Origin of the sequence: Pseudomonas sp. BN411, from assembly GCF_029871235.1 — a bacterium.
Taxonomy (GTDB): domain Bacteria; phylum Pseudomonadota; class Gammaproteobacteria; order Pseudomonadales; family Pseudomonadaceae; genus Metapseudomonas.
Genome location: NZ_SSOM01000082.1, coordinates 95,054 through 115,456 on the forward strand (window position 1 = coordinate 95,054; position 20,403 = coordinate 115,456).

Sequence of the window (20,403 nt, forward strand, 5' to 3'; positions counted from 1 at the left end):
TACGGTCGGATGCGCGGCGCTGGGCCCACGCTCGAACTGCCCCTCTCCCACTTGCGGGAGAGGGTTGGGGGAGGAGCTCTTGTAGGTTGGGCAGAGCGCAGCGAAGCCCAACGAGGTTGACCGTGACTCCGCATGCTGGGCTTCGCGTAGCTCTGCCACAACCTACGGGCCGGATGCGCGGCGCTGGGCCCACGCTCGAACTGCCCCTCTCCCACTCGCGGGAGAGGGTTGGGGGAGGGGCTCTTGTAGGTTGGGCAGAGCGCAGCGAAGCCCAACGAGGTTGACCGTGACTCCGCATGTTGGGCTTCGCGTAGCTCTGCCACAACCTACGGGCCGAATGCGCTGCCCCGTGGACTACAGCGCCCCAGCCTTCTTCCACGCCAGATAACGGCTCACCAGCTGCGGGCCCAGCTCGCTGGGGCGGGCGTCCAGCACCGGCACACCGTGGGCGGCGAGGCGTTCGTGGAGGCTGTTGCGGGCGTTGAGATAGTTCACCGTGCCGCAGTAGGCGAGGGCGTCATCGAAGCCTTGCACTGGGGTATGGCGCAGGCTGTCGAGGATTTCCTCGCGCAGGCTGACCACCAGCAGGCGATGCTGGCGGCCGAGGCGCTTCACGGCGCTGAACAGCTCGGCATCGTCTTCGTCGCGCAGGTTGCTGACCAGTACCACCAGGGCGCGGCGCCGCTGGCGGGCGAGCAGGGCTTCGGCGGCGGCACTGAAGTCGGCCGGGCGCAAGGTGCTGTCCAGGTCGTAGACGCCATTAAGCAGTACGTTCAGCTGGGCCGGGCCCTTCACGGGCGGCACGAAGCGGTCGCGTTCGGCGGCGAAGGTGGACAGACCCACCGCATCGCCCTGTCGCAGGGCCACGTAGCTGAGCAGCAGGCTGGCATTGAGGGCGTGGTCGAAGTGCGAAAGGTCGCCGTCCTGGCTGCGCATGCGGCGGCCGCAGTCGAGGAGGAAAACGATCTGCTGGTCGCGTTCGTCCTGGTATTCGCGGGCGATGGGTGTGCGCTTGCGGGCGGTGGCTTTCCAGTCGATCTGGCGCAGCGTGTCGCCATCGCGGAATTCCCGCAGCTGATGGAATTCCAGACCGAGACCGCGGCGCGGGCGTTGGCGCACGCCGAGCTGGCTGAGCCAGTCGTCCACCGCCTTCAACTGGGCGCCGTAAAGACGGGCGAAGTCCGGATAGACGCGTGCCTCTCCTGGGAGGTCGAGCACCCGTTTGTGCCGCCACAGGCCCAGTGGGCTGGGCAGCTGCAATTCGCAGGCGGGGAAGTGGAAATGACCACGCTTGAGCGGTCGCACCCGATAGCCGAATTCGGTGTGTTCGCCGGGATGCAGGGCCACCTGCTGGGGCAGGGGTTCGAAGTCCATGGCGGCGGGCACCTGGTCGAACACGCCGACGTTCAGGGAGCGCCCGTAGCCGTGATGCAGGGTGAGGCGCACGTCGCTCCAGCGGCCCAGCGCGAGGTTACCCGGCAGCGCACGTTCCAGGCGTGGCGAAGGCAGCCGGCGTAGCCAGATGGCGTCGAGCAGGCCGAGTAGAAGCAGGGCGCAGAGCAGGCCCCACCAGAGCGGCTGCAACTGCGCCGGCAGGTCGACACCCAGCGCCGGCAGGGCACCGAGCAACAGGGCCAGACCGAAGAGTCCGGCTACCAGCGCGAGCAGTGCGCGGGACGGCTTCATAGGCGCGGCGCCGGCACCTGGTCGAGGATCTGCTGGAGCACCTGGTCTACCGACAGGCCTTCGATATCCAGCTCCGGCGACAGACGTACGCGGTGGCGCAGGACGGCCAGGGCGCAGCCCTTGACGTCATCCGGCAGCACGAAGTCGCCGCCGCGCAGCAGCGCGCGGGCGCGACCGCCACGGACCAGGGCGATGGAGGCGCGTGGTCCGGCACCCATGGCCAGGCCCGGCCAGCTGCGGGTAGCGCGGGCCAGGCGCACGGCGTAGTCGAGCACCTGGTCATCCACCGGCAATTCGCTGGCGATCTTCTGCAGGGCAATCACGTCGCGAGCCTGGATCAGGGTGCGCAGCGGCGCCACGTCGAGCATGTCCGCGCGGGCCGAACGGGTGACCTGACGCACCAGGCTGATTTCTTCGTCGGCGGCCGGGTAGTCCATGCGCAGCTTGAGCATGAAACGGTCGAGCTCGGCTTCCGGCAGGGGATAGGTGCCTTCCTGCTCGATTGGGTTCTGGGTCGCCAGCACCAGGAACGGCTGGGGAACCGGTAGGGCGCGGCCTTCCAGGGTGACCTGGCGCTCCTGCATCACTTCCAGCAGGGCGGCCTGGGTCTTGGCCGGGGCGCGGTTGATCTCGTCCGCCAGCAGCAGGTTGGTGAACACCGGCCCCTTGCGCAGCTTGAACTGCTCGCTCTGCATGTCGTACACGGCGTGGCCAGTGACATCGCTGGGCATCAGGTCGGGGGTGAACTGGATGCGCGAGAACTCACCGCCGAAGCAGCGCGCGAGAGCCCGCACCAGCAGGGTCTTGCCAAGGCCCGGCACGCCTTCCACCAGTACGTGGCCGCCGGCCAGCAGGGCGGTGAGCACGTCGTCGATCACAGCGATCTGGCCGACCACGGCCTTCTGCAGTTCAAGGCGCAGTGCCTGGGCAAGCTGGCTGGCGCGCTGGCGCTGGGTGGCGGTGGAGGTCGCCGCGGAGCTGGCGGCTTCGGCTTGCGACGGATCGGAAATCTGTTCGCTCGTCATAGGGCATTCCTGAGGGTTTGCAGGTGGGCGACCTGGCGGGTGAAATCGGCGGCGGTGAGACGTTGCTTGGGCAACGGCCGCATGGCCTGGCTGATGGCGCTGGGCGGCAGGCGGGTCAGGCGGCCCAGCACCTGCCACTGCTCGGCCACGGGGAGCCGTTCGAATCCGGGATGGCGATGCCGTGCGCGGCGCTGGATATCCCGCTGCAGGCCTTGCAGCAGACTGACCTGGCCGCTGCGGCGGAGCAGGAAGTCGGCGCTGCCGCGCAAGTGTTCTTCCAATTGCCGGCGAGCGCGGCTGGCCGGTGCCTGCAAAGGCCCCTGGCGCTGGCCGACGTGCCAGAGGACCAGGGCGATGAGCAAGGCAAGGGCCAGCAGGGCCTCGGGGAAGTTCTGCCCGAGCAGGGTGGCCAGGCCATCGCGTTCGGCGCGGTAGAGCAGGGTGACGGCGCTGTCCTGGGTGAGGTACCAGAGCAGCCAGGCGTTGTCGTACTGGTCGATATCGCGGTTCTGCCAGATCCAGCCATCGGTGACCACGGTGACCAGTCCGTCGCCGTGGTTCAGCTGCAGCATGTGGGTGGCCTTGGCGCTGTTGGCCCAGGCGTGGGCGCGGTTCTGGCTGTCGTAGAGGTGGAAATCCGTGTCGAAGCTGGCGTAGGCCGGTGCCTGCTCGTTTTCCAGGTAGAGCTTGGTCAGTTCGGGGAAGGGATCGTTCTCGGCATCGGTCTCTTCGTCCTGGGAGGGTGCGGCATCCTCCGGCCGTTCCTCGGCGCGCAGGCCTTCCGGCTCTTCGGGCTCCTCCGGTTCCGTGCTTTCGTCTTCTTCGAGATCGCGGGCTTCGTACTGCTGGATGCCAAGACGGTCGGCCAGCAGGTCACCGCTCTTGCCTTCCTTCTCGTCGTAGAGGCGCTCGACGATGAATAGCAGGTGGCCGCCCTTGCTCGCCCATTCCAGCAAGCGATTGGCCTGGCGCGGGGTCATGCGCGAACGGCTGCCGAGCAGCAACAGGGTGTTGCCGGCGCTGGGCAGGGTGTCGAGCACTTCCAGGCCGTCGGCGCGGTTCACCTGCAGGCCTTGCTTGCGCAGGAAGTATTCGGCCGCCAGATAGGGGTTGCCCTGCACCTCGGGTGACGGGCCGTGTTCGACGGTGTCCTGGTAAGGCTGCAGGCGGCCGGCGACGTAGATTGCGATCAGTCCCAGCAGCAGGAACAGTCCGGCGCCAATGAGGAAACGCGGACGCAGGTTCATTGCGCGGCTCCGCTGGCGAACAGGCGCCGCCAGCCATCGCAGAGTCCCTGGCGCAGTTCGGTGGCGGGCAGACGGTGGCCATAGGCGAGGTTCTGCCAGTGGCCGGTGAGGGTCCGGCTGAAGCCTTCCAGTTCGCTGTTCTCCAGACGAAGCACCAGTTGCAGCACTTCGCCTTCGGTGTGGGATTGCCTGAGGGGCAGGCGGAAGTCGTGCAGCAGGCGGCTGAGCAGGGCGCGATAGAGCAGGCCGAGGGCCTCGCGGGGCTGGCTGGCCCAGAGGCGTTCGGCTTCGCCTGCCACGTCGTCGGGCAGGCTTTCCGGTGCGAGTTCGAGGCCGAACAGCACGGCAGGGGCTTCACGCGGGCGGCGCTGGGGCAGGCCCAGGCGGCCGGCAAAGGCGCTGAGCCAGTCGCGATAACGCCAGACCAGCAGGGCGACGAGGCTGATCAGCACGCCCCAGAGCAGCACTTTGATCACCAGGGCGACGCTGTCCAGGCTCTTGGCGTACTCGGCCAGCTTGAACAGGTTGCGGATGAACTCGGCCCAGCCTTCTACGTCTTCGGGTTTCACTTCCTTGTCGGCGTTTTCATCGCCCAGGCGCCAGCGGGTGACGGTTTCGCGGTTCTGGAAGGGCGCAGCGTCGAGCAGCGTGGTGATGTTGTCCTTCGCGGCCTGGCTGGTGAGTGCCTGGTGGGTGAGGCGCTCGGCGTCCGGGCCGTCGAGGTAGGCCAGGGGTGCGAGGCAGAGGGCGGGCGCATCTTCGGCCATGGCCGGTTGCGGCAGTTGGCTGAGCAGCAGGCCAAGGCCCAGCAGCAGGGCGTACGCGGTGCCGGTCAGGCGCTGGCGCAAGCGACGGAATTGCAGTTCGATGTCCCAGCCTTCCAGGGACGTGCGGCGGTTCAGGTAGAGGGTGAAGCCGCAGGCGACATAGACCGGTCCCCAGATCATCAGCACCAGGACGTAGAGACTGTTGGACAGGTGTTCCAGCCAGAGCCATTCGCCTGAGGCCATTTCCAGCAGCTTCTGCCAGTCCCAGTCGATGGCCACCTGCTGGGGCAGCATCAGGTAGAGCAAGGTGAGCAGTCCGAACCAGAGGGCCGACTCCAGGTGTACGCCGATGACCGTCAGCCAGGTGGCGCCGCCCGCATCACGCTGGCCCAGCACCACCAGACGTTGGCTGCGCGCTTGCCCGGAAAGTCCTTCGAGTTGCAGCACCGGCAGGTCGAAGCTGCGGGTGGTGCTCAGGCGGCGCCAGGTGAGGCTGGCGAGCAATTGCGGCTTGAGCAGGCGTGGGTAGGCGCGCAGGGCTTCCTTGAGGCTTGGCGTGTCGCCGAACAGGGCGCGGGACAGGATGTACAGCGGCAGCCGCTCGTAGGCGGGCTTGAGCAGCCAGAAAAGGAATACCGCGAGTCCTGGGTAGTTCCAGCAGACGAGGGTGAGCAGGGCGAATACCGGGAAGGTGGCGATGGCCCAGCTGGCCATCAGCAGGCCGGCGTGGCGGCGCGCCAGCAGCACGCCGAGGTCCATGGCCTCCCAGGCGCTGCGTGGGCGGATGGCGACGCTGGCGTCAGTCAGGCGCATGCGTCCTCCGTCCCACCAGGCCGAAATAGAGCGCGACCAGCAGCCACAGGCCCGCGCCCACCAGGTATTTCATCTGCGGCGTCACCAGCGTCATGGACGACCAGTAGGCCTCGACGAATGCGGCGATCACCAACAGCAGGATCACCCCGGCCACCAACTGCACGCTGCGCCCGGCAGCCAGGCGCAGGGCCTCGCCACGGGGCAGGCGGCCGGGAGCGAGCAGGGCCCAGCCCAACTGCAGGCCGGCGGCGCCGGCAAAGGCGATGGCGGTGAGCTCGAAGGCGCCGTGGCCGACGACGAAGGACCAGAAGGTTTCGCCGAAGCCGATCTGGGTCAGGTGGCCGGCGACGGCGCCGATATGCAGGCCGTTGAATAGCAGGAAGAACAGGCTGCCGACCCCGAAGAGCAGGCCGCCGGCATAGGTCTGAAAGGCGATACCGATGTTGTTCATGATGTAGTGGCCGAACATCATCCAGTCGTCCCCCGAGTCACGCTCGCTCATGGGGCCGATGCGCCGGGCGTCCGGGTCGTACATGGATTCCATCGACGACACCTGTTCCGGGTCCAGCACGCTGTAGACCAGCTCCGGCCAGTTGTGCACCAGCAGGCCCATCAGCAGAAGGCTGCCGTAGAACAGCAGGCTGGCGGCGGCGATGCTGCGCCACTGGCTGCGTACCAGGCGCGGGAAGCCTCCGAGCAGGAAGCCCAGCAAGCGCGCGCCGAGATGGCTGCGATGGCGATAGAACTGCTGGTGGCCGCGCATGGCCAATTGCTGCAGGTGTTCCACCAGATGGCTGCTGTAGCCGCGCTCCTGGGCCAGGGCCAACTGCTGGCACACCTGCCGGTAGTCGGCGGAGAAGGTTTCGCAGGTACGGGCGTCGGCCTTGCCGCGTTCAAGACGTTCGAGTTGCTCGGCGAAGGCCTTCCAGTTGGCCCGGTGCTGGCGTTCGAAGAGATTCTGTTTCATGGCGACTCCGACCCCAGCAGGCCGCGTGCGATGCCATTGATGCGCGCCTGCGCCTGTTCCGCCGGTACGGAAAGCGGTTCGGCAAGGATGCCGGCGAGCTCGGCGCGGCGGGCTGGGGACAGGCTGGCCTGGCGCTCGGCGAAGCTGAGCAGGGCGCGCTGGTCGGCAAGGGTCAGGGAGAAGGGCGCGCGCTCCGGCTCGGCATCCGGCAATGTCGGGCGCTGGCTCTTCTCGTCGCGGTAGACCACCAGGCTGCCGGCGGCAATGTCCCCCAGGCGCTTGAACGTCGGGTGCAGCAGGCAGCTGAGGGCGCCCAGGGTGTAGGCGAAGGGCAGCAGGTCGACGAAGCGCAGCAGGTTGCGCACCAGGGAGGAGGACCAGCCCACGGGCGTGCCGTCGTCATGCACCACACGCAGGCCCATCACCTGCTTGCCCGGCGAGCGGCCCTGGTTGAGCACTTCGAACAGCACCATGTACCACCAGTTGAGCAGGAACATGAGGATCAGCCCCAGGCCCATACCGAGCTGCCCGAGCAGGGCCAGGGCGATGAACAGGACCAGCATGATCGCACCGCGAATCGCCAGGTCGATGGCATAGGCCAGGGCGCGTGGCAGCAGGCCGGCCGGACGCAGGACCAGGTCGATGCCTTCCGGTGTTTCGACCTGGTAGCGGGTGTCCAGCGGCTGGGCCTGGGAATCGGCGGGATGGGAACCGGATCGGGGTGCGGGCATCGGCTGGGCGCCAAGGGGAAAGCCAGATGCTAGCGAGCGGCTGGTATCCAGGCAACCGGGCAGGGAGGACTCAGCCCGCATGCTGTGAAGGGATTGGGGAATTCGACAAGGCGAATGGCGCGCGGGCGTCGGCGCGGGGGGCGGTAGGCGCGGGCATGGGGCAGTCCTTGTCGGGGTCGATCATCCAGTGGCGGCGATTCTAGGCTTGCGGCAAACCGGCCAGCAAGACGGCGAATGGCGAAGTTTCCGGCCCAGTTCGGCGCCGTTGCCGCGTTCGGCCCGGTGTTAGACTGGCCCGCTCACGAACAAGGGGGACGCCGTGACTTCCAGCATCTTCTGGCACGACTACGAAACCACCGGCATCAATCCGCGCTGCGACCGACCGCTGCAGGTGGCCGGCATTCGCACCGACGAGTCGCTCAACGAGATCGGCGAACCGATCAATCTCTACTGCAAGCCCAGCGACGACATCCTGCCCCATCCGGCGGCCTGCCTCGTTACCGGCATCCTGCCCGGCACCTTGGCGGAGAAGGGGCTGGGCGAGGCGGAGTTCATGCACCGGGTGCATGCCGAGCTGTCACTGCCGGGCACCTGCGGCGCTGGTTACAACACCCTGCGTTTCGACGACGAGGTCACCCGCTACAGCTTCTATCGCAACTTCTACGATCCATACGCCCGCGAGTGGCAAGGCGGCAACAGCCGCTGGGACCTGATCGACCTGGTGCGTACCGCCTATGCCCTGCGCCCGGAAGGCATCGAATGGCCGCAGCAGGACGGACGCGTCAGCCTGCGCCTGGAGTTGCTCACGGCGGCCAACGGCATCGACCATGGCCAGGCCCACGATGCACTCTCCGACGTTCGCGCGACCATCGCCCTGGCGCGCCTGCTGCGTGAGCGTCAGCCGAAGCTCTTTGATTACCTCTATCAGTTGCGCAGCAAGCACAAAGTGCAGGAACAGGTTCGCCTGCTGCAGCCGCTGGTGCACATTTCCGGACGCTTCTCCGGCGAACGTCATTACCTGGCAGTGGTGCTGCCGCTGGCCTGGCATCCGCGCAATCGCAATGCGCTGATCGTGCTCGACCTGCAGTCGGACCCGGCCCCCCTGCTGGAGCAGGACGGGGAAACCCTGCGCCGGCGTCTCTACACCCGTCGTGACGAACTGGCCGAAGGCGAGCTGCCGGTGCCGCTGAAGCTGTTGCACATCAACCGCTGTCCGGTGGTGGCGCCCCTCGGCGTGCTGCGTGAGGACGATCGCCAGCGGCTTGGCGTGGATCTGGAACTCTGCCAGCGCCGCGCCGCGCTACTCACTGCGCAATCTGCCGTGTGGCAAGAGAAGTTGCCGGTTATTTATGCGGAAGAAGAGTTCGCTTCGCCGGATGATCCGGAGCAGCAGTTGTATGACGGATTTCTCGGTGATCGCGATCGTCGACTCTGCGAACAAGTGCGACGCGCCGATCCGCAACGGCTGTCCCGGGAGAACTGGCCGTTCGACGACCCGCGTCTGCCGGAATTGCTGTTCCGTTACCGCGCAAGAAACTTTCCTGAAACTTTGTCGGAGACTGACCGGTCGCGTTGGGAAGAGTTTTGTAGAAATCGGCTGAAAAGCCCGGAATTCGGGGCGCCTAATACCCTGGAGAGTTTTTTCCTGGCGCTGGATGAATTCCAGGCCAAAGCAGAGCCGGCACAACAGGCGATCTTGCTGGAGTGGCGCCGATATGCCACGGAACTGGGACAGCGCTATCAGTTGCGATAAACGCCCCGGAAACTTTTCGGGGCTTTTCCCCGGCCAATAAAAAACGCCAGCAGATGCTGGCGTTCTTTATTACCGAAGGCTTAGCCCAGGATGGTGGCCCAACCTTCAACGGCGTCGGCGCCCCACTTGGCTTTCCACTCTTTCAGAGTCTTGTGGTTGCCACCCTTGGTTTCGATGACTTCACCGGTATTCGGGTTCTTGTACTGCTTGACCTTGCGGGCGCGCTTGCTGCCGCCTGCAGCGGCCTTGGCGGCACGCGGAGCCTTGGCGGAGCGGGCATCCGGATCGAGCAGGGCAATGATGTCGCGCAGGGACTTCTGATATTCACCCATCAGAGTGCGCAGTTTGCCTTCGAACTCCAGTTCTTTCTTCAGCTTGTCGTCCTGGGACAGGTTCTTCAGGCGCTCTTGGAGCTCCTTGATGGCTTCTTCCGTTGCCCGGTATTCGTTGATCAGCGACATGTCGGCGTCCCTTGTTGGAATCGTGCGTTGACTTGCGATTGCGAAGTGTCAGCAATAATAGACAGCGATTATCTGCAAGTAAATAAGCAGGAAAAGTTTTGTACGCATTGTTGGCGACTTCTACTTTCATACTAGTCCCATGGCCCCTCTAATGCGTAATTGCGCCAGGAATACTCGCTATATCGAGCTCCAGCTTCAGCCCTTAGTTTGCCTGTCTTGTGTTGTTCCGCGATCAGCGGCAATCCGCTGGAGGCCACGAGGTTACTGAAGTTTTTGCGCGTACTGGCTAGAATGGCCGCCTTTGCGAAGTCTCTGGAGTGTTCCCAAATGCGCACATTTCGTCTGGTGATTGCCTGTCCGGACGGCGTCGGCATCGTAGCCAAGGTCAGTAACTTCCTGGCTACCTACAACGGCTGGATTACCGAGGCCAGTCATCACTCGGATAATCAGAGCGGCTGGTTCTTCATGCGCCATGAAATCCGTGCTGACTCCTTGCCCTTCGATCTGGACGGTTTCCGCCAAGCCTTTGCGCCCATCGCCCGCGAGTTCTCGATGGAATGGCGCATTACCGACTCCGAAGTGAAGAAGCGCGTGGTGCTGATGGCCAGCCGCGACTCCCACTGCCTGGCCGACCTGCTGCACCGCTGGCACAGCGGCGAACTGGATTGCGAGATTCCCTGCGTGATCGCCAACCACGACGACCTGCGCAGCATGGTGGAGTGGCACGGCATTCCGTACTTCCATGTTCCGGTGGACCCGAAGAACAAGCAGCCGGCCTTCGACGAGGTTTCCCGTCTGGTGGAAGCGCACAACGCCGATACCGTGGTGCTCGCCCGCTACATGCAGATCCTCCCGCCCGAGCTGTGCCAGCGTTACGCCCACCAGGTGATCAACATCCACCACAGCTTCCTGCCGTCCTTCGTCGGCGCCAAGCCGTACCACCAGGCTTCGCTGCGCGGCGTGAAACTGATCGGCGCCACTTGCCACTACGTCACCGAGGAGCTGGATGCCGGCCCGATCATCGAGCAGGACGTGGTGCGTGTGACCCATCGCGACAGCGTCGAAGACATGGTTCGCTTCGGCAAGGATGTGGAAAAGATGGTGTTGTCCCGTGGGCTACGCTATCACCTTGAAGACCGGGTGCTGGTGCACGACAACAAGACCGTCGTGTTCAACTGATGCCTTCGGCGGGCATCCGCTCCGGTCACCCGGCAGAGGAGCCCGCCCCATGCTCAAGTCCATCAAGGTGCGCGACTACATGACTCGCCACCTGGTGACCTTCAGGTCCGACACCGACCTTTTCCTGGCCATCGACCGCCTGCTGGAGCACCGGATATCCGGCGCTCCCGTGGTGGACTCCCAGGGCCACCTGATCGGCATGATCTCCGACGGCGACTGCTTGCGTGGCATTCTCTCCGGCGCATATTTCGACGCCGTCGGCGGCAGCGTCAGCAGCTACATGGCCACCCAGGTCGAGAGCGTTTCCCCTGAAACCGACATCATCGAAGTCTGCCAACGCTTCCTGCGTGACAAGCGTCGGCGTTTCCCTGTGGTGGAGGAGGGCGTGCTGGTCGGCCAGATCAGTCGCCGCGATGTCTTGCGTGCGGTGAAGGCGTTCGCCCAGCACGACCCCGAACAACCTCCGGAAGTCTGAGGACCCTGCCATGGCCGACCCGCGTGACCGCGCCACCTCAACCCCGCCTCCCACCCTCGGCGAAGGCTGCGTCCGGCGCTACGACCCGGATGAGTTGAGCGAGGAGAACGGCACCGAGTTTCCCGGGGCCGCCGAGTTGTGGCGCAAGGTGCAGGAAGAGGAAGAAAAGAAAAAGGCGCCCTAGGGCGCCTTTCTTGTTTCCGCTGTGGGCTGATTCATTCGCGAATGAATTCGCCCCCACATGAGCAACCACCCACCGTCAGATCCGGAAACTCCCCACCAGTTGCTGCAGCCGTGCGGCCTGCTGGTCCAGGTCGGCGCAGGCGCGCAGGGTGGCCTGGAGGTTCTCCACGCCTTCCTGGTTGAGGGTGTTGATCTCGGTGATGTCCATGTTCAGCGAGTCGACCACGGCGGTCTGTTCCTCGGTGGCAGTGGCCACCGACTGGTTCATGCCGTCGATCTCGCCGATGCGCTGGGTCACGCTGCCCAGGCGCTGGCCGGCCTGGTTGGCGATCTCCACGCTCTGCTCGCTGTAGCGCTGGCTCTCGGTCATGGTGGTGACCGCCTCGCGCGCGCCGACCTGCAGCTCCTCGATCATCTGCTGGATTTCCTGCGCCGACTCCTGGGTGCGGTGGGCCAGGTTGCGCACTTCGTCGGCCACCACGGCGAAGCCCCGGCCGGCTTCCCCGGCGCGGGCGGCTTCGATGGCGGCGTTGAGTGCCAGCAGGTTGGTTTGTTCGGAGATGCCTTTGATGACTTCGAGGATCTGGCCGATGTTCACCGTCTTGCTGTTCAGCGTCTCGATGTTGCCGCAGGAGGCGCGGATCTTCCCGGACAGTTCGTTCATCGCGGCAATGGTGCGCTCCACCACCTGACGGCCATCCTCGGCCAGGGTGCGCGCGGAGGAGGCCTGGTGCGAGGCGTCGGCGGCGTTGCGGGCGATTTCCTGGGCGGCGGCGCCCAGTTCGTTGATCGCGGCGGCGACGCTGTTGGTGCGATTGGCCTGCTCGTCGGAGTTGCTCATGGACGAGTTGGAGGCATTCAGCACCAGCTTGGCCACCTGGTTCACGTGATTGGTGGCCGAGGACACTTCGCTGATGGAGCCGTGGATACGCTCGACGAAACGGTTGAAGGCGCTGGCCAGTTCGCCGAACTCATCCTGGGTATGGATCGCCAGGCGGCGAGTCAGGTCGCCTTCACCCTGGGCGATGTCCTGCATGGCGCGCCCCATGGTGTGCAGGGGCTGCATCAGCACGCGGATCAGCATGCCCAGCAGGATCATGATGATCACCACCGCAATCACGGTGGCAACGATGGCCGAGGCGCGGAACTCGCTGAGCATGCTGTAGGCCTTGCCCTTGTCCACCGATACGCCGATGTACCAGTTCACCGACGGCAGGCCCTTCACCGGAGCGAAAGTGAGGATGCGGGTGGTGCCGTCCACTTCGACTTCGCTGAAGCCGGTGCTGATGGCCGGGGTGTTCTGCGGGTAGATGTCCCGCAGGCTCTTCATGACCATGTCCTTGTTCGGGTGCACCAGGATCTTGCCGTCGGCGCTGACCAGGAAGGCGTAGCCCATGCCGTCGAAGTCCAGGGCGTTGATGATCTGCACCAGGGTCTGCAGGCTCAGGTCACCGCCGGCGACGCCGAGGGACTGCACCGGCGTGGCGATGGTCATGATCAGTTCGCCGGTCGCCGCGTCCACGTAGGGCTCGGTGAGGGTGGTGCCGCCGGCACTCTTGGCGCCTTGATACCAGGGACGGGTACGTGGGTCGTAGCCTTCGGGCATGGCGCTGTCCGGGCGCATGGTGAATTGCCCGTCCTGGGTGCCGAAGTAGGTGAAAGCGAAGGTGGAACTCAGGGCCCGCTGTTGCAGCAGGGTGGGTACGGCGTCGCCAGATGGGTTGGCGGCAAGGGATTCGGCAACGCTTTCCACCAGCAGAATCCGGCCAGAAAGCCAGTTCTGGATATTGCTGGCGGTTACATCGCCCATTTCCTGCAGATAGTTTTCCAGGTCGTCACGGAGCGCATTCCTTTGCAAGTAATCGTTGTACAGGGTGAACAGCGAGAAAGCTGCAATCACCACCAGGGAGGCGGCGAGCAGAATCTTGTGGCTGAACCGCAGGTTTTTGATCATGTTTGCTTGCGTCCGGTTGGGTCAGGCACCAGTCTTTACGGCACGCGAGTACTGAAAAAACTGAGTAGAAACGTCGGTTTATATATCGGCGGGATTCGATCAAAGCTTTAATTCGAGGAGTGCAAAATGCCCGAACCCCGGTCCTTGACGCTTGGCGCTGATCCGCAGGGCAACGCCGTCGCCCAGGCCATGAAACTGGCCAACCGCCATGGCCTGATCGCCGGTGCTACCGGCACCGGCAAGACGGTGACTCTGCAGCATCTTGCGGAGGTCTTCAGCGATGCCGGCGTGGCGGTGTTCGCGGCGGATATCAAGGGTGATCTTTGCGGCCTTGGTGCGCCGGGAAATCCCCAGGGCAAGGTGGCCGAACGCATCGCATCCATGCCCTGGCTGGGCCACCGGCCCCAGGCCTACCCGGTCACCCTCTGGGACGTTGCCGGACAGACCGGCCATCCACTGCGCACCACCCTCAGTGAAATGGGGCCGCTGCTGCTGGGTAACCTGCTGGAGCTGACTGACAGCCAGCAGGCCGCGCTCTATGCCGCCTTCCAGGTAGCCGATCGCGAAGGCCTGCTGCTGCTCGACCTGAAGGATCTCAAGGTGCTGCTCAATCACCTCAAGGATCATCCGGAGCTGCTTGGAGAAGACCGCGCCCTGTTCGCCGGCGCCTCCGCCCAGGCCCTGCTGCGGCGCCTGGCTACCCTGGAACAGCAGGGGGCCGATTCGCTGTTCGGTGAACCGGCCCTGCAACTGGAAGATATCCTCCAGCCCGACCGGGACGGCCGTGGCCGCATCCACCTGCTGGATGCCAGCCGCCTGGTTCATGAAGCGCCCAAGGTCTACGCCACCTTCCTGCTCTGGCTGCTGGCGGAGCTCTTCGAGCAACTGCCCGAACGCGGCGATGCCGACAAGCCAGTGCTGGCACTCTTCTTCGACGAGGCGCACCTGCTCTTCAGCGGTACCCCGAAGGCATTGCAGGAACGTCTGGAACAGGTGGTGCGGTTGATCCGCTCCAAGGGCGTTGGAGTCTACTTCGTCACCCAGTCCCCCAGCGACCTGCCCGATGACGTGCTGGCCCAGCTCGGCCTGCGCATCCAGCACGGTCTGCGCGCCTTCACTGCGAAGGAGCAGAAGTCCCTGCGCGCAGTGGCCGATGGCTTCCGTCCCAACCCGGCTTTCGACACCCTGACCGTGCTCACCGAACTGGGGATTGGCGAAGCCCTGGTGGGCACCCTGGAAGAGAAGGGCACACCGGCCATGGTCCAGCGCGTGGCCATCGCTCCACCGCAGTCGCGCATTGGTCCGCTGAACGACAGCGAGCGCGCCGCGCTGGTACGCAGCTCACCCCAGGCCGGGCGTTACGACAAACCCATCGACCGTGAGTCCGCCTATGAAATGCTCACGGCTCGAAAGGCCCAGGCACCGGTCGAAGAGCCCGAGCAGAAGAGCGGCAATGCCGAGGCCAGCCAACCCGGCATGGGCGATTTGGCTGGTGAACTGCTGGGCACTTTTGCCAGCCAGGCGATGAAGACGGCGGTACGTCAGGCCGCCAACCAGCTTGGCCGGCAACTGGTGCGTGGATTGATGGGATCTCTGTTGGGAGGCAGCAAGCGTCGTTGAGGCGCGGCTACCTCTGTATGGTCTGCCTTGGGATTTATCCGGGGCGGCTTCGCCGCCCTTTGCGGACGAATTCGCTGTGTCAGCATCAAGTGTTGCCAGTAGCTGCATTTTCCGTAGGAGCTGGCTTGCCAGCGAATGGCCCCCTTTTCGCTAGCAAGCTAGCTCCTACAAGGCTCCTGGACCGATGGGCGATCTCTGGCAACAGCTAACGCAGACATCGCCAATGAATTCGCCCCTACAGAAAATCAGGAACGAAAAAGGGCGCCCGAAGGCGCCCTTTTTCATGCTCGTCCGAATCAGACGATGATGGTGATGGCCAGCCAGAAGAGGGCGGCGGACAGCACGATGGTGGTGGGCAGGGTGAGAATCCACGCCATCAGGATATTGCGCACGGTGCCGCCCTGCAGGCCGCTCTTGTTGGCGACCATGGTGCCGGCGACGCCGGAGGACAGTACGTGGGTGGTGGATACCGGCAGGCTGTAGATGTTGGCCATGCCGATGGCGCAAGCGGCGGTGATCTGCGCGCTCATGCCCTGTGCGTAGGTCATGCCGTGCTTGCCGATCTTCTCGCCGACGGTACGTACCACGCGCTTCCAGCCGACCATGGTGCCGATGCCGAGCGCCAGGGCTACAGCCAGGATCACCCAGAACGGGGCGTATTCGGTGGTGGCGGTCAGGTCCTTGCGCAGTTTCTCCAGGTCGGCCTTCTCGCGGGCCGGCAGTTCGGAGAGCTTGCCCACCTTCTTCGCGGTGTCGTCCAGGCAGAGCAGGTAGCGGCGGGCTTCGACGCGGCGCTCTTCGCTCAGGTCCTTGTAGTTGGAGACGCCGTCGAGGGTCTTCAGCAGGGCGGCGATGGTCGGCTCGGTCTGCTTCGGATCGCAGCGGTAGAGTTCCGGCATGTCGCTGCCATTGCTCTTGCCTAGGGCCAGCATCTCGCCAAGGGTATCGGTGTGGCGCTGGTAGAACTGGCTCAGGTGGACCGCGGCGTCGCGGGTACGCTCGATCTGGTAGGTGGTGCTGTTGAGGTCCAGCACGAACTTGGCCGGAACGATACCGATCAGTACCAGCATGATCAGGCCGATGCCTTTCTGACCGTCGTTGGAACCGTGCACGAAGCTCACGGCCATGGCGGAAATCACCAGCACGAGGCGGTTCCAGAAGGGCGGATGCTTCTTCTCGTCCAGCTCCTTACGGGTTTCCGGGGTTTTGTGCATCTTCGACAGCGGATACATCCACTTCAGGCCGAGCAGCAGCAGGGCTGCGACCATGAAGCCGGCGGCCGGGGAGAAGATCAGCGACAGGCCGATGTCGATGGCCTTGCCCCAGTTCACGCCTTCGGCCAGCGGCACGTCGGTGAGCAGGGCGTTGGCCAGGCCGACGCCGAGGATGGAGCCGATCAGGGTATGGGAGCTGGAGGCCGGGATACCGAAGTACCAGGTGCCCAGGTTCCAGGCGATGGCCGCGGTCAGCAGGCTGAACACCATGGCCAGGCCATGGCCGGTATTGACGTTGATCAGCAGCTCCACCGGCAGCAGGTGGACGATGGCGTAGGCCACACCGACACCGCCCAGCAGCACGCCAAGGAAGTTGAAGATCCCCGAAAGGATCACCGCCCGGTAGGGCGACATGGCCTTGGTGTAGATGACGGTGGCTACCGCGTTGGCGGTGTCATGGAAGCCGTTGATGAACTCGAAGGTCAGGACGAATGCCAGGGCGAGACAGAGGCTCAGCACCAGCCAGGCATCTAGCCCGCTGAAGAGATCGAACATGAAGGTTTTGTGACTGAGGTCATGAAGGGGCCGCGATTATGCCAGAAAACCGGTCGTCGCCCAGACCCTGACGCCGAGCGGTTTCCGACATTCCCTACTGAAGTTGTCGCAAATCAATACGATCGATTCTCCCAGCGGGCGGGGTGCGACAATCTGTCAGGGTTCCTCTCGCAACTCTTTCTCGATCTTTTCCAGCTCTCTTTCGAAGCTTTTGTCGAGCAGGCTGGGTTTTTTGCGCCAGGGCTTGCGTTCTGGGTCCCTTTGCGCGGCATAGGTAGTGATTTCGCCGCCGTATACGTCCTTGTAACGTTGCGCCTGGCGCTCGAGTTCGGCGCGCAGTTCGTCTTTCGTCACGTGGTTATTCCGTTTTTTTGATCAATGGTCATCAACTGAAACGGGCGATCTAGAGGCGTTTGCCTCTTTGGCGTCGGTCGCCCGATCGAGGCCGTTGGTCCGGCCTTCTTGTAGGACAAAGTTCAGTTATCGCAACTAAATTGGACTTTCCTACGCACTGCAGAAAGTCCCTGCGAAATATCCGGGATTGGAAGTCGATTTCCCTGAAAACCCCGAAAGAACGTTGCGAAGTATAACAAGGAATCGGGAAAGCTCCATTACAGAGAATTCCCGAGGGACCGAACGATATCTACTCTTCGAATGTCAGGAGTTACCCATAAGAGACCGGATAATCCTGCCAAGAGTTTCCATCGCCTGTTCGCTGGAGTTGCTCCAGGGATGACCAAAGTTGAGACGGGCGCAATGGCCGAAACGTCGTGTGGCGGAAAAAATCGGCCCCGGAGCGATGCTGATGCCCTGCGCCAGAGCGAGTTGGAACAGGCGCAGGGAGTCCACCTGCTCGGGGAATTCCAGCCAGAGGAAGTAGCCCCCTTCCGGGCGGCTGACGCGAGTTTCTTCGGGGAAGTGGCGCGCCACGGCGGCGAGCATGGCGTTGCGCTGGCTCTCCAGGGCGTAGCGCAGTTTGCGCAGGTGGCGGTCGTAGCCGCCGTGTTGCAGGTAGTCGGCGATGGCGGCCTGGGCCGGCACCGAAGCCGAGATGCTGGTCATCAGCTTCAGCCGCTCGATCTGCCCGGCGAAGCGCCCACCAGAGACCCAGCCAACCCGGTATCCAGGTGCCAGGCTCTTGGAGAAGGAACTGCAATGCATCACCAGGCCTTCGCTGTCGTAGGCCTTCACCGGCTTGGGGGCGTGCTGGCCGAAGTACAGCTCGGCGTAGACGTCGTCCTCGATCATCGGCACCTGGTGTTTGGCCAGCAGTGCGGCCAGTTGGCGTTTCTTGTCCTCCGAAAGACTTGCCCCCAGAGGATTCTGGAAGTTGCTCATGAACCAGCAGGCCTTGATCGGCAGTCGTTCCAGGCTGTCTTCCAGCACCTGCAGGTCGATGCCGTCGCGGGGGTGCACCGGAATTTCCACCGCCTTCAGCTTCAGGCGTTCGAGTACCTGGAGGCTGGCATAGAAGGCAGGCGCTTCGATGGCCACCAGATCACCGGGACGGGCAACCACCTGCAGGCAGAGGTTGAGGGCCTCCAGTGCGCCATTGCAGATCACCAGTTCCTCGATGGGCAGCGGCAGGCCGCCGACCATGTAGCGCAGGGCGATTTGCCGGCGCAGGGCGTGGTTGCCCGGCGTCATGTCGGCCACCGTGGAGCGTGGGTCCATTTCCCGCACCGCGTGGGCCATGGAGCGGGCCAGGCGCTGCAGGGGGAAGAGTTCCGGGCTGGGGAAGGCCGAGCCGAAGGGCACGGTGTCCGGGTCCTTGATGGAACTCAGTACCGAGAACACCAGTTCGCTGACATCCACCTCGGTGGTGGCCGCTTCCCGTGGCCCCGGCTGGGGTTCGGGCAAGGGCCGGCGCACGTGTTCGCAGACGAAGTAGCCGGAGCGGGCGCGGGCGATGATCAGCCCGCGGCTTTCCAGCAGGTAATAAGCCTGGAACACGGTGGAAGCGCTGACGCCGTAGGTGCGGCTGGCGTGCCGCACCGAGGGTACTTTTTGACCCGGAGCAAGTACCCCGGTGCGGATCAGTTCGGCGATCTCGTCGGCGAATTTCTCGTAGCGCTTCATCTTTTCCTGGTTGGGCAGCGGCAAGGCGGTGCCCAACTCTAAGCGCTCGGCGCGTACGCCGCCATGATCCCGGCCCATGCTTCAGCGCCTCGGGCTGACGAAGGTGCTGCCGGCGCTGACCTCGGTATCCGGTTCATCCAGGCTGCGCACCACGAAGCGCAGCGGACGGGAACCGGCGGGGCCTTCGTCATCGGTGAGCGCCACCGATACCGGCAGGGAGAGGATCTCGCCGGCGCCGATGCTGACCTCATGGTCGCCTTGCAGGCGGAAGCCGGGGGCTTCCTCCAGCTCCACCACGTAACGCTGGTCGCGCTGGGTCTTGTTGATCAGCTTGAGGTTGTAGATGTTCTCGATCTCGCCAGCGGCGTTCTCGCGGAACATGCCACGGTCCTTGATCACGTCGACCGACAGCTGCGGACGGGTGGCACCCAGCCAGGCCAGGGCGAGGATCATCAGCACCAGGGCGATGGCATAGCCGATCAGTCGTGGGCGCAGCAGATTAGTCTTGCCGCCTTCCAGTGCGCGCTCGGAGCTGTAGCCCACCAGGCCTCGGGCGTAACCCATGCGGTCCATGATCGAGTCACAGGCGTCGATGCAGGCGGCGCAGCCGATGCAGGCGATCTGCAGGCCATCGCGGATGTCGATACCGGTGGGGCAGACCTGCACGCACATCTGGCAATCGATGCAGTCGCCCAGGCCCTGGGCCTTCGGGTCGCTGCCCTTCTTGCGCGGGCCACGGGATTCGCCGCGGGGTGCGTCGTAGGAGACGATCAGGGTGTCCTTGTCGAACATCACGCTCTGGAAGCGGGCGTAGGGGCACATGTGGATGCATACCTGCTCGCGCATCCAGCCTGCATTTATATAGGTGGCCCCGGCAAAGAAGATCACCCAGAACAGCGCGGTGCCGCCGATTTCCCAGGTGGCCAGGTTCGCCGTCAGATCACGTACCGGGGTGAAGTAGCCGACGAAGGTGATGGCGGTGGCCAGGCTGATGGCCAGCCAGAGAACGTGCTTGGCGGAACGGCGCAGCAGCTTGTTGGCGCTCCAGGGCGCGGCCGCCAGCTTGATGCGCTGGTTGCGATCACCCTCGGTGACTTGCTCGCACCACATGAACATCCAGGTCCAGACGCTCTGCGGGCAGGTGTAGCCGCACCAGACGCGGCCGGCGAACACGGTGATGAAGAACAGGCCGAAGGCGCAGATGATCAGCAGCCCCGACAGCAGAATGAAATCCTGGGGCCAGAAGGTGGCGCCGAAAATGTAGAACTTGCTCTGTTCCAGGCTCCAGAGCACCGCCTGGCGACCGTCCCAGTCGAGCCAGACGGTGCCGAAGAAGAGCAGGCACAGAAGGCCCGCACCGATGCGTCGCAGGTCGCGGAAGAGGCCGGTGAAGCGGCGCGTGTGGATAGGTCCGCTGGAGGCGGAAAGGGGTTTGTTGGCAATGGGGGGCAGGTTGGGTGTGACCTCGATGACCTGCGCCGGAATTCTCTCGCTCATGATCAGTGCCCATCAGGCTGTTACGGCGAGACGGACTATAGGAAGGCACTGATCGGCAAAACAGATTCAGATCAGACACCAAAAACCATATCAGATGAGCCGTGATGGGCCGCCAGGCCGCAACACGCATGGCGTGGGCACCTGGCGGTGGAATCCATGACAGCTGTGCGGCATCTGGTCGCGGGTCGTTGGGCGAG

At 64.4% G+C, this 20,403-nt stretch carries 17 protein-coding genes; 5 read left to right on the plus strand and 12 right to left on the minus strand.

Features of this window, described 5'->3' with window-relative positions:
* Positions 1 to 354 precede the first annotated feature (354 nt).
* From E8F06_RS25300 to E8F06_RS25325, 6 genes are read right to left on the minus strand one after another with little or no spacing between them, the layout of a single operon-like run.
* Positions 355 to 1,686, minus strand: a complete 1,332-nt coding sequence (locus E8F06_RS25300; protein WP_280372049.1) for a DUF58 domain-containing protein — start codon at positions 1,684 to 1,686, stop codon at positions 355 to 357.
* Positions 1,683 to 2,711, minus strand: a complete 1,029-nt coding sequence (locus E8F06_RS25305; protein WP_280372050.1) for a MoxR family ATPase — start codon at positions 2,709 to 2,711, stop codon at positions 1,683 to 1,685. Before E8F06_RS25305 ends, E8F06_RS25300 begins: the two co-directional genes overlap by 4 nt.
* On the minus strand, positions 2,708 to 3,958 hold the full coding sequence (locus E8F06_RS25310) for a DUF4350 domain-containing protein (RefSeq protein WP_280372051.1): 1,251 nt from the start codon (positions 3,956 to 3,958) through the stop codon (positions 2,708 to 2,710). The genes E8F06_RS25305 and E8F06_RS25310 overlap by 4 nt, the downstream gene beginning before the upstream one ends.
* Positions 3,955 to 5,538: a DUF4129 domain-containing protein gene (locus E8F06_RS25315; RefSeq protein ID WP_280372052.1), complete on the minus strand. Its 1,584-nt coding sequence runs from the start codon at positions 5,536 to 5,538 to the stop codon at positions 3,955 to 3,957. The genes E8F06_RS25310 and E8F06_RS25315 overlap by 4 nt, the downstream gene beginning before the upstream one ends.
* The gene (locus tag E8F06_RS25320; protein WP_280372053.1) at positions 5,525 to 6,505 is read right to left on the minus strand and encodes a stage II sporulation protein M; all 981 of its coding nucleotides are present in this window, start codon (positions 6,503 to 6,505) and stop codon (positions 5,525 to 5,527) included. Before E8F06_RS25320 ends, E8F06_RS25315 begins: the two co-directional genes overlap by 14 nt.
* Positions 6,502 to 7,236 (minus strand): RDD family protein, encoded by a 735-nt coding sequence (locus E8F06_RS25325; RefSeq protein WP_280372054.1) that lies wholly within the window; start codon positions 7,234 to 7,236, stop codon positions 6,502 to 6,504. Before E8F06_RS25325 ends, E8F06_RS25320 begins: the two co-directional genes overlap by 4 nt.
* Before the next feature lie 319 nt (positions 7,237 to 7,555).
* Here E8F06_RS25325 and sbcB point away from each other — a divergent pair, with 319 nt between their 5' ends.
* Entirely contained in the window at positions 7,556 to 8,989 is a 1,434-nt protein-coding gene (gene sbcB / locus E8F06_RS25330) for an exodeoxyribonuclease I (protein WP_280372055.1), read from the plus strand.
* Positions 8,990 to 9,069: 80 nt separating this feature from the next.
* On the opposite strand, the gene mvaT is transcribed toward sbcB, so the two are convergent.
* Positions 9,070 to 9,450: a histone-like nucleoid-structuring protein MvaT gene (mvaT, locus tag E8F06_RS25335; protein ID WP_280372056.1), complete on the minus strand. Its 381-nt coding sequence runs from the start codon at positions 9,448 to 9,450 to the stop codon at positions 9,070 to 9,072.
* 327 nt (positions 9,451 to 9,777) lie between these two features.
* Here mvaT and purU point away from each other — a divergent pair, with 327 nt between their 5' ends.
* From purU to E8F06_RS25350, 3 genes are read left to right on the plus strand one after another with little or no spacing between them, the layout of a single operon-like run.
* The gene (gene purU / locus E8F06_RS25340) at positions 9,778 to 10,629 is read left to right on the plus strand and encodes a formyltetrahydrofolate deformylase (protein WP_280372057.1); all 852 of its coding nucleotides are present in this window, start codon (positions 9,778 to 9,780) and stop codon (positions 10,627 to 10,629) included.
* Positions 10,630 to 10,678: 49 nt separating this feature from the next.
* On the plus strand, positions 10,679 to 11,104 hold the full coding sequence (locus tag E8F06_RS25345) for a CBS domain-containing protein (RefSeq protein ID WP_190827407.1): 426 nt from the start codon (positions 10,679 to 10,681) through the stop codon (positions 11,102 to 11,104).
* A gap of 10 nt (positions 11,105 to 11,114) precedes the next feature.
* Positions 11,115 to 11,288: a hypothetical protein gene (locus E8F06_RS25350; RefSeq protein WP_226283628.1), complete on the plus strand. Its 174-nt coding sequence runs from the start codon at positions 11,115 to 11,117 to the stop codon at positions 11,286 to 11,288.
* Between the two features lie 75 nt (positions 11,289 to 11,363).
* Here the strand turns inward: E8F06_RS25350 and E8F06_RS25355 are convergent, their stop codons facing one another.
* A complete protein-coding gene (locus E8F06_RS25355; RefSeq protein ID WP_280372058.1) occupies positions 11,364 to 13,241 on the minus strand; it encodes a methyl-accepting chemotaxis protein in 1,878 nt (625 codons plus the stop codon).
* 126 nt (positions 13,242 to 13,367) lie between these two features.
* Here E8F06_RS25355 and E8F06_RS25360 point away from each other — a divergent pair, with 126 nt between their 5' ends.
* Positions 13,368 to 14,861, plus strand: a complete 1,494-nt coding sequence (locus tag E8F06_RS25360; RefSeq protein ID WP_280372059.1) for a helicase HerA-like domain-containing protein — start codon at positions 13,368 to 13,370, stop codon at positions 14,859 to 14,861.
* 296 nt (positions 14,862 to 15,157) lie between these two features.
* Here E8F06_RS25360 and E8F06_RS25365 read toward each other — a convergent pair whose 3' ends face one another.
* The 4 genes from E8F06_RS25365 to ccoG form a co-directional block, all read right to left on the minus strand.
* Entirely contained in the window at positions 15,158 to 16,630 is a 1,473-nt protein-coding gene (locus E8F06_RS25365; RefSeq protein ID WP_280372060.1) for an inorganic phosphate transporter, read from the minus strand.
* A gap of 156 nt (positions 16,631 to 16,786) precedes the next feature.
* Positions 16,787 to 16,984 carry a hypothetical protein gene (locus E8F06_RS25370; protein ID WP_151132120.1) on the minus strand — a complete coding sequence of 66 codons (198 nt, stop codon included), beginning with the start codon at positions 16,982 to 16,984 and terminating at the stop codon, positions 16,787 to 16,789.
* Between the two features lie 303 nt (positions 16,985 to 17,287).
* A complete protein-coding gene (gene mapR, locus E8F06_RS25375) occupies positions 17,288 to 18,709 on the minus strand; it encodes a GntR family transcriptional regulator MpaR (RefSeq protein ID WP_280372118.1) in 1,422 nt (473 codons plus the stop codon).
* A gap of 81 nt (positions 18,710 to 18,790) precedes the next feature.
* Positions 18,791 to 20,206, minus strand: coding sequence for a cytochrome c oxidase accessory protein CcoG (gene ccoG / locus E8F06_RS25380; protein ID WP_280372061.1), 1,416 nt, complete (start codon positions 20,204 to 20,206; stop codon positions 18,791 to 18,793).
* Positions 20,207 to 20,403 lie beyond the last annotated feature (197 nt).

Excerpts from the sequence above, each read along its gene's own strand:
- E8F06_RS25300 (WP_280372049.1), bottom strand. The coding sequence starts at position 1,686 with ATGAAGCCGTCCCGCGCACTGCTCGCGCTGGTAGCCGGACTCTTCGGT.
- E8F06_RS25305 (WP_280372050.1), bottom strand. The coding sequence starts at position 2,711 with ATGACGAGCGAACAGATTTCCGATCCGTCGCAAGCCGAAGCCGCCAGC.
- E8F06_RS25310 (WP_280372051.1), bottom strand. The coding sequence starts at position 3,958 with ATGAACCTGCGTCCGCGTTTCCTCATTGGCGCCGGACTGTTCCTGCTG.
- E8F06_RS25315 (WP_280372052.1), bottom strand. The coding sequence starts at position 5,538 with ATGCGCCTGACTGACGCCAGCGTCGCCATCCGCCCACGCAGCGCCTGG.
- E8F06_RS25320 (WP_280372053.1), bottom strand. The coding sequence starts at position 6,505 with ATGAAACAGAATCTCTTCGAACGCCAGCACCGGGCCAACTGGAAGGCC.
- E8F06_RS25325 (WP_280372054.1), bottom strand. The coding sequence starts at position 7,236 with ATGCCCGCACCCCGATCCGGTTCCCATCCCGCCGATTCCCAGGCCCAG.
- mvaT (WP_280372056.1), bottom strand. The coding sequence starts at position 9,450 with ATGTCGCTGATCAACGAATACCGGGCAACGGAAGAAGCCATCAAGGAG.
- purU (WP_280372057.1), top strand. The coding sequence starts at position 9,778 with ATGCGCACATTTCGTCTGGTGATTGCCTGTCCGGACGGCGTCGGCATC.
- E8F06_RS25345 (WP_190827407.1), top strand. The coding sequence starts at position 10,679 with ATGCTCAAGTCCATCAAGGTGCGCGACTACATGACTCGCCACCTGGTG.
- E8F06_RS25350 (WP_226283628.1), top strand. The coding sequence starts at position 11,115 with ATGGCCGACCCGCGTGACCGCGCCACCTCAACCCCGCCTCCCACCCTC.
- E8F06_RS25355 (WP_280372058.1), bottom strand. The coding sequence starts at position 13,241 with ATGATCAAAAACCTGCGGTTCAGCCACAAGATTCTGCTCGCCGCCTCC.
- E8F06_RS25360 (WP_280372059.1), top strand. The coding sequence starts at position 13,368 with ATGCCCGAACCCCGGTCCTTGACGCTTGGCGCTGATCCGCAGGGCAAC.
- E8F06_RS25365 (WP_280372060.1), bottom strand. The coding sequence starts at position 16,630 with ATGTTCGATCTCTTCAGCGGGCTAGATGCCTGGCTGGTGCTGAGCCTC.
- mapR (WP_280372118.1), bottom strand. The coding sequence starts at position 18,709 with ATGAAGCGCTACGAGAAATTCGCCGACGAGATCGCCGAACTGATCCGC.
- ccoG (WP_280372061.1), bottom strand. The coding sequence starts at position 20,206 with ATGAGCGAGAGAATTCCGGCGCAGGTCATCGAGGTCACACCCAACCTG.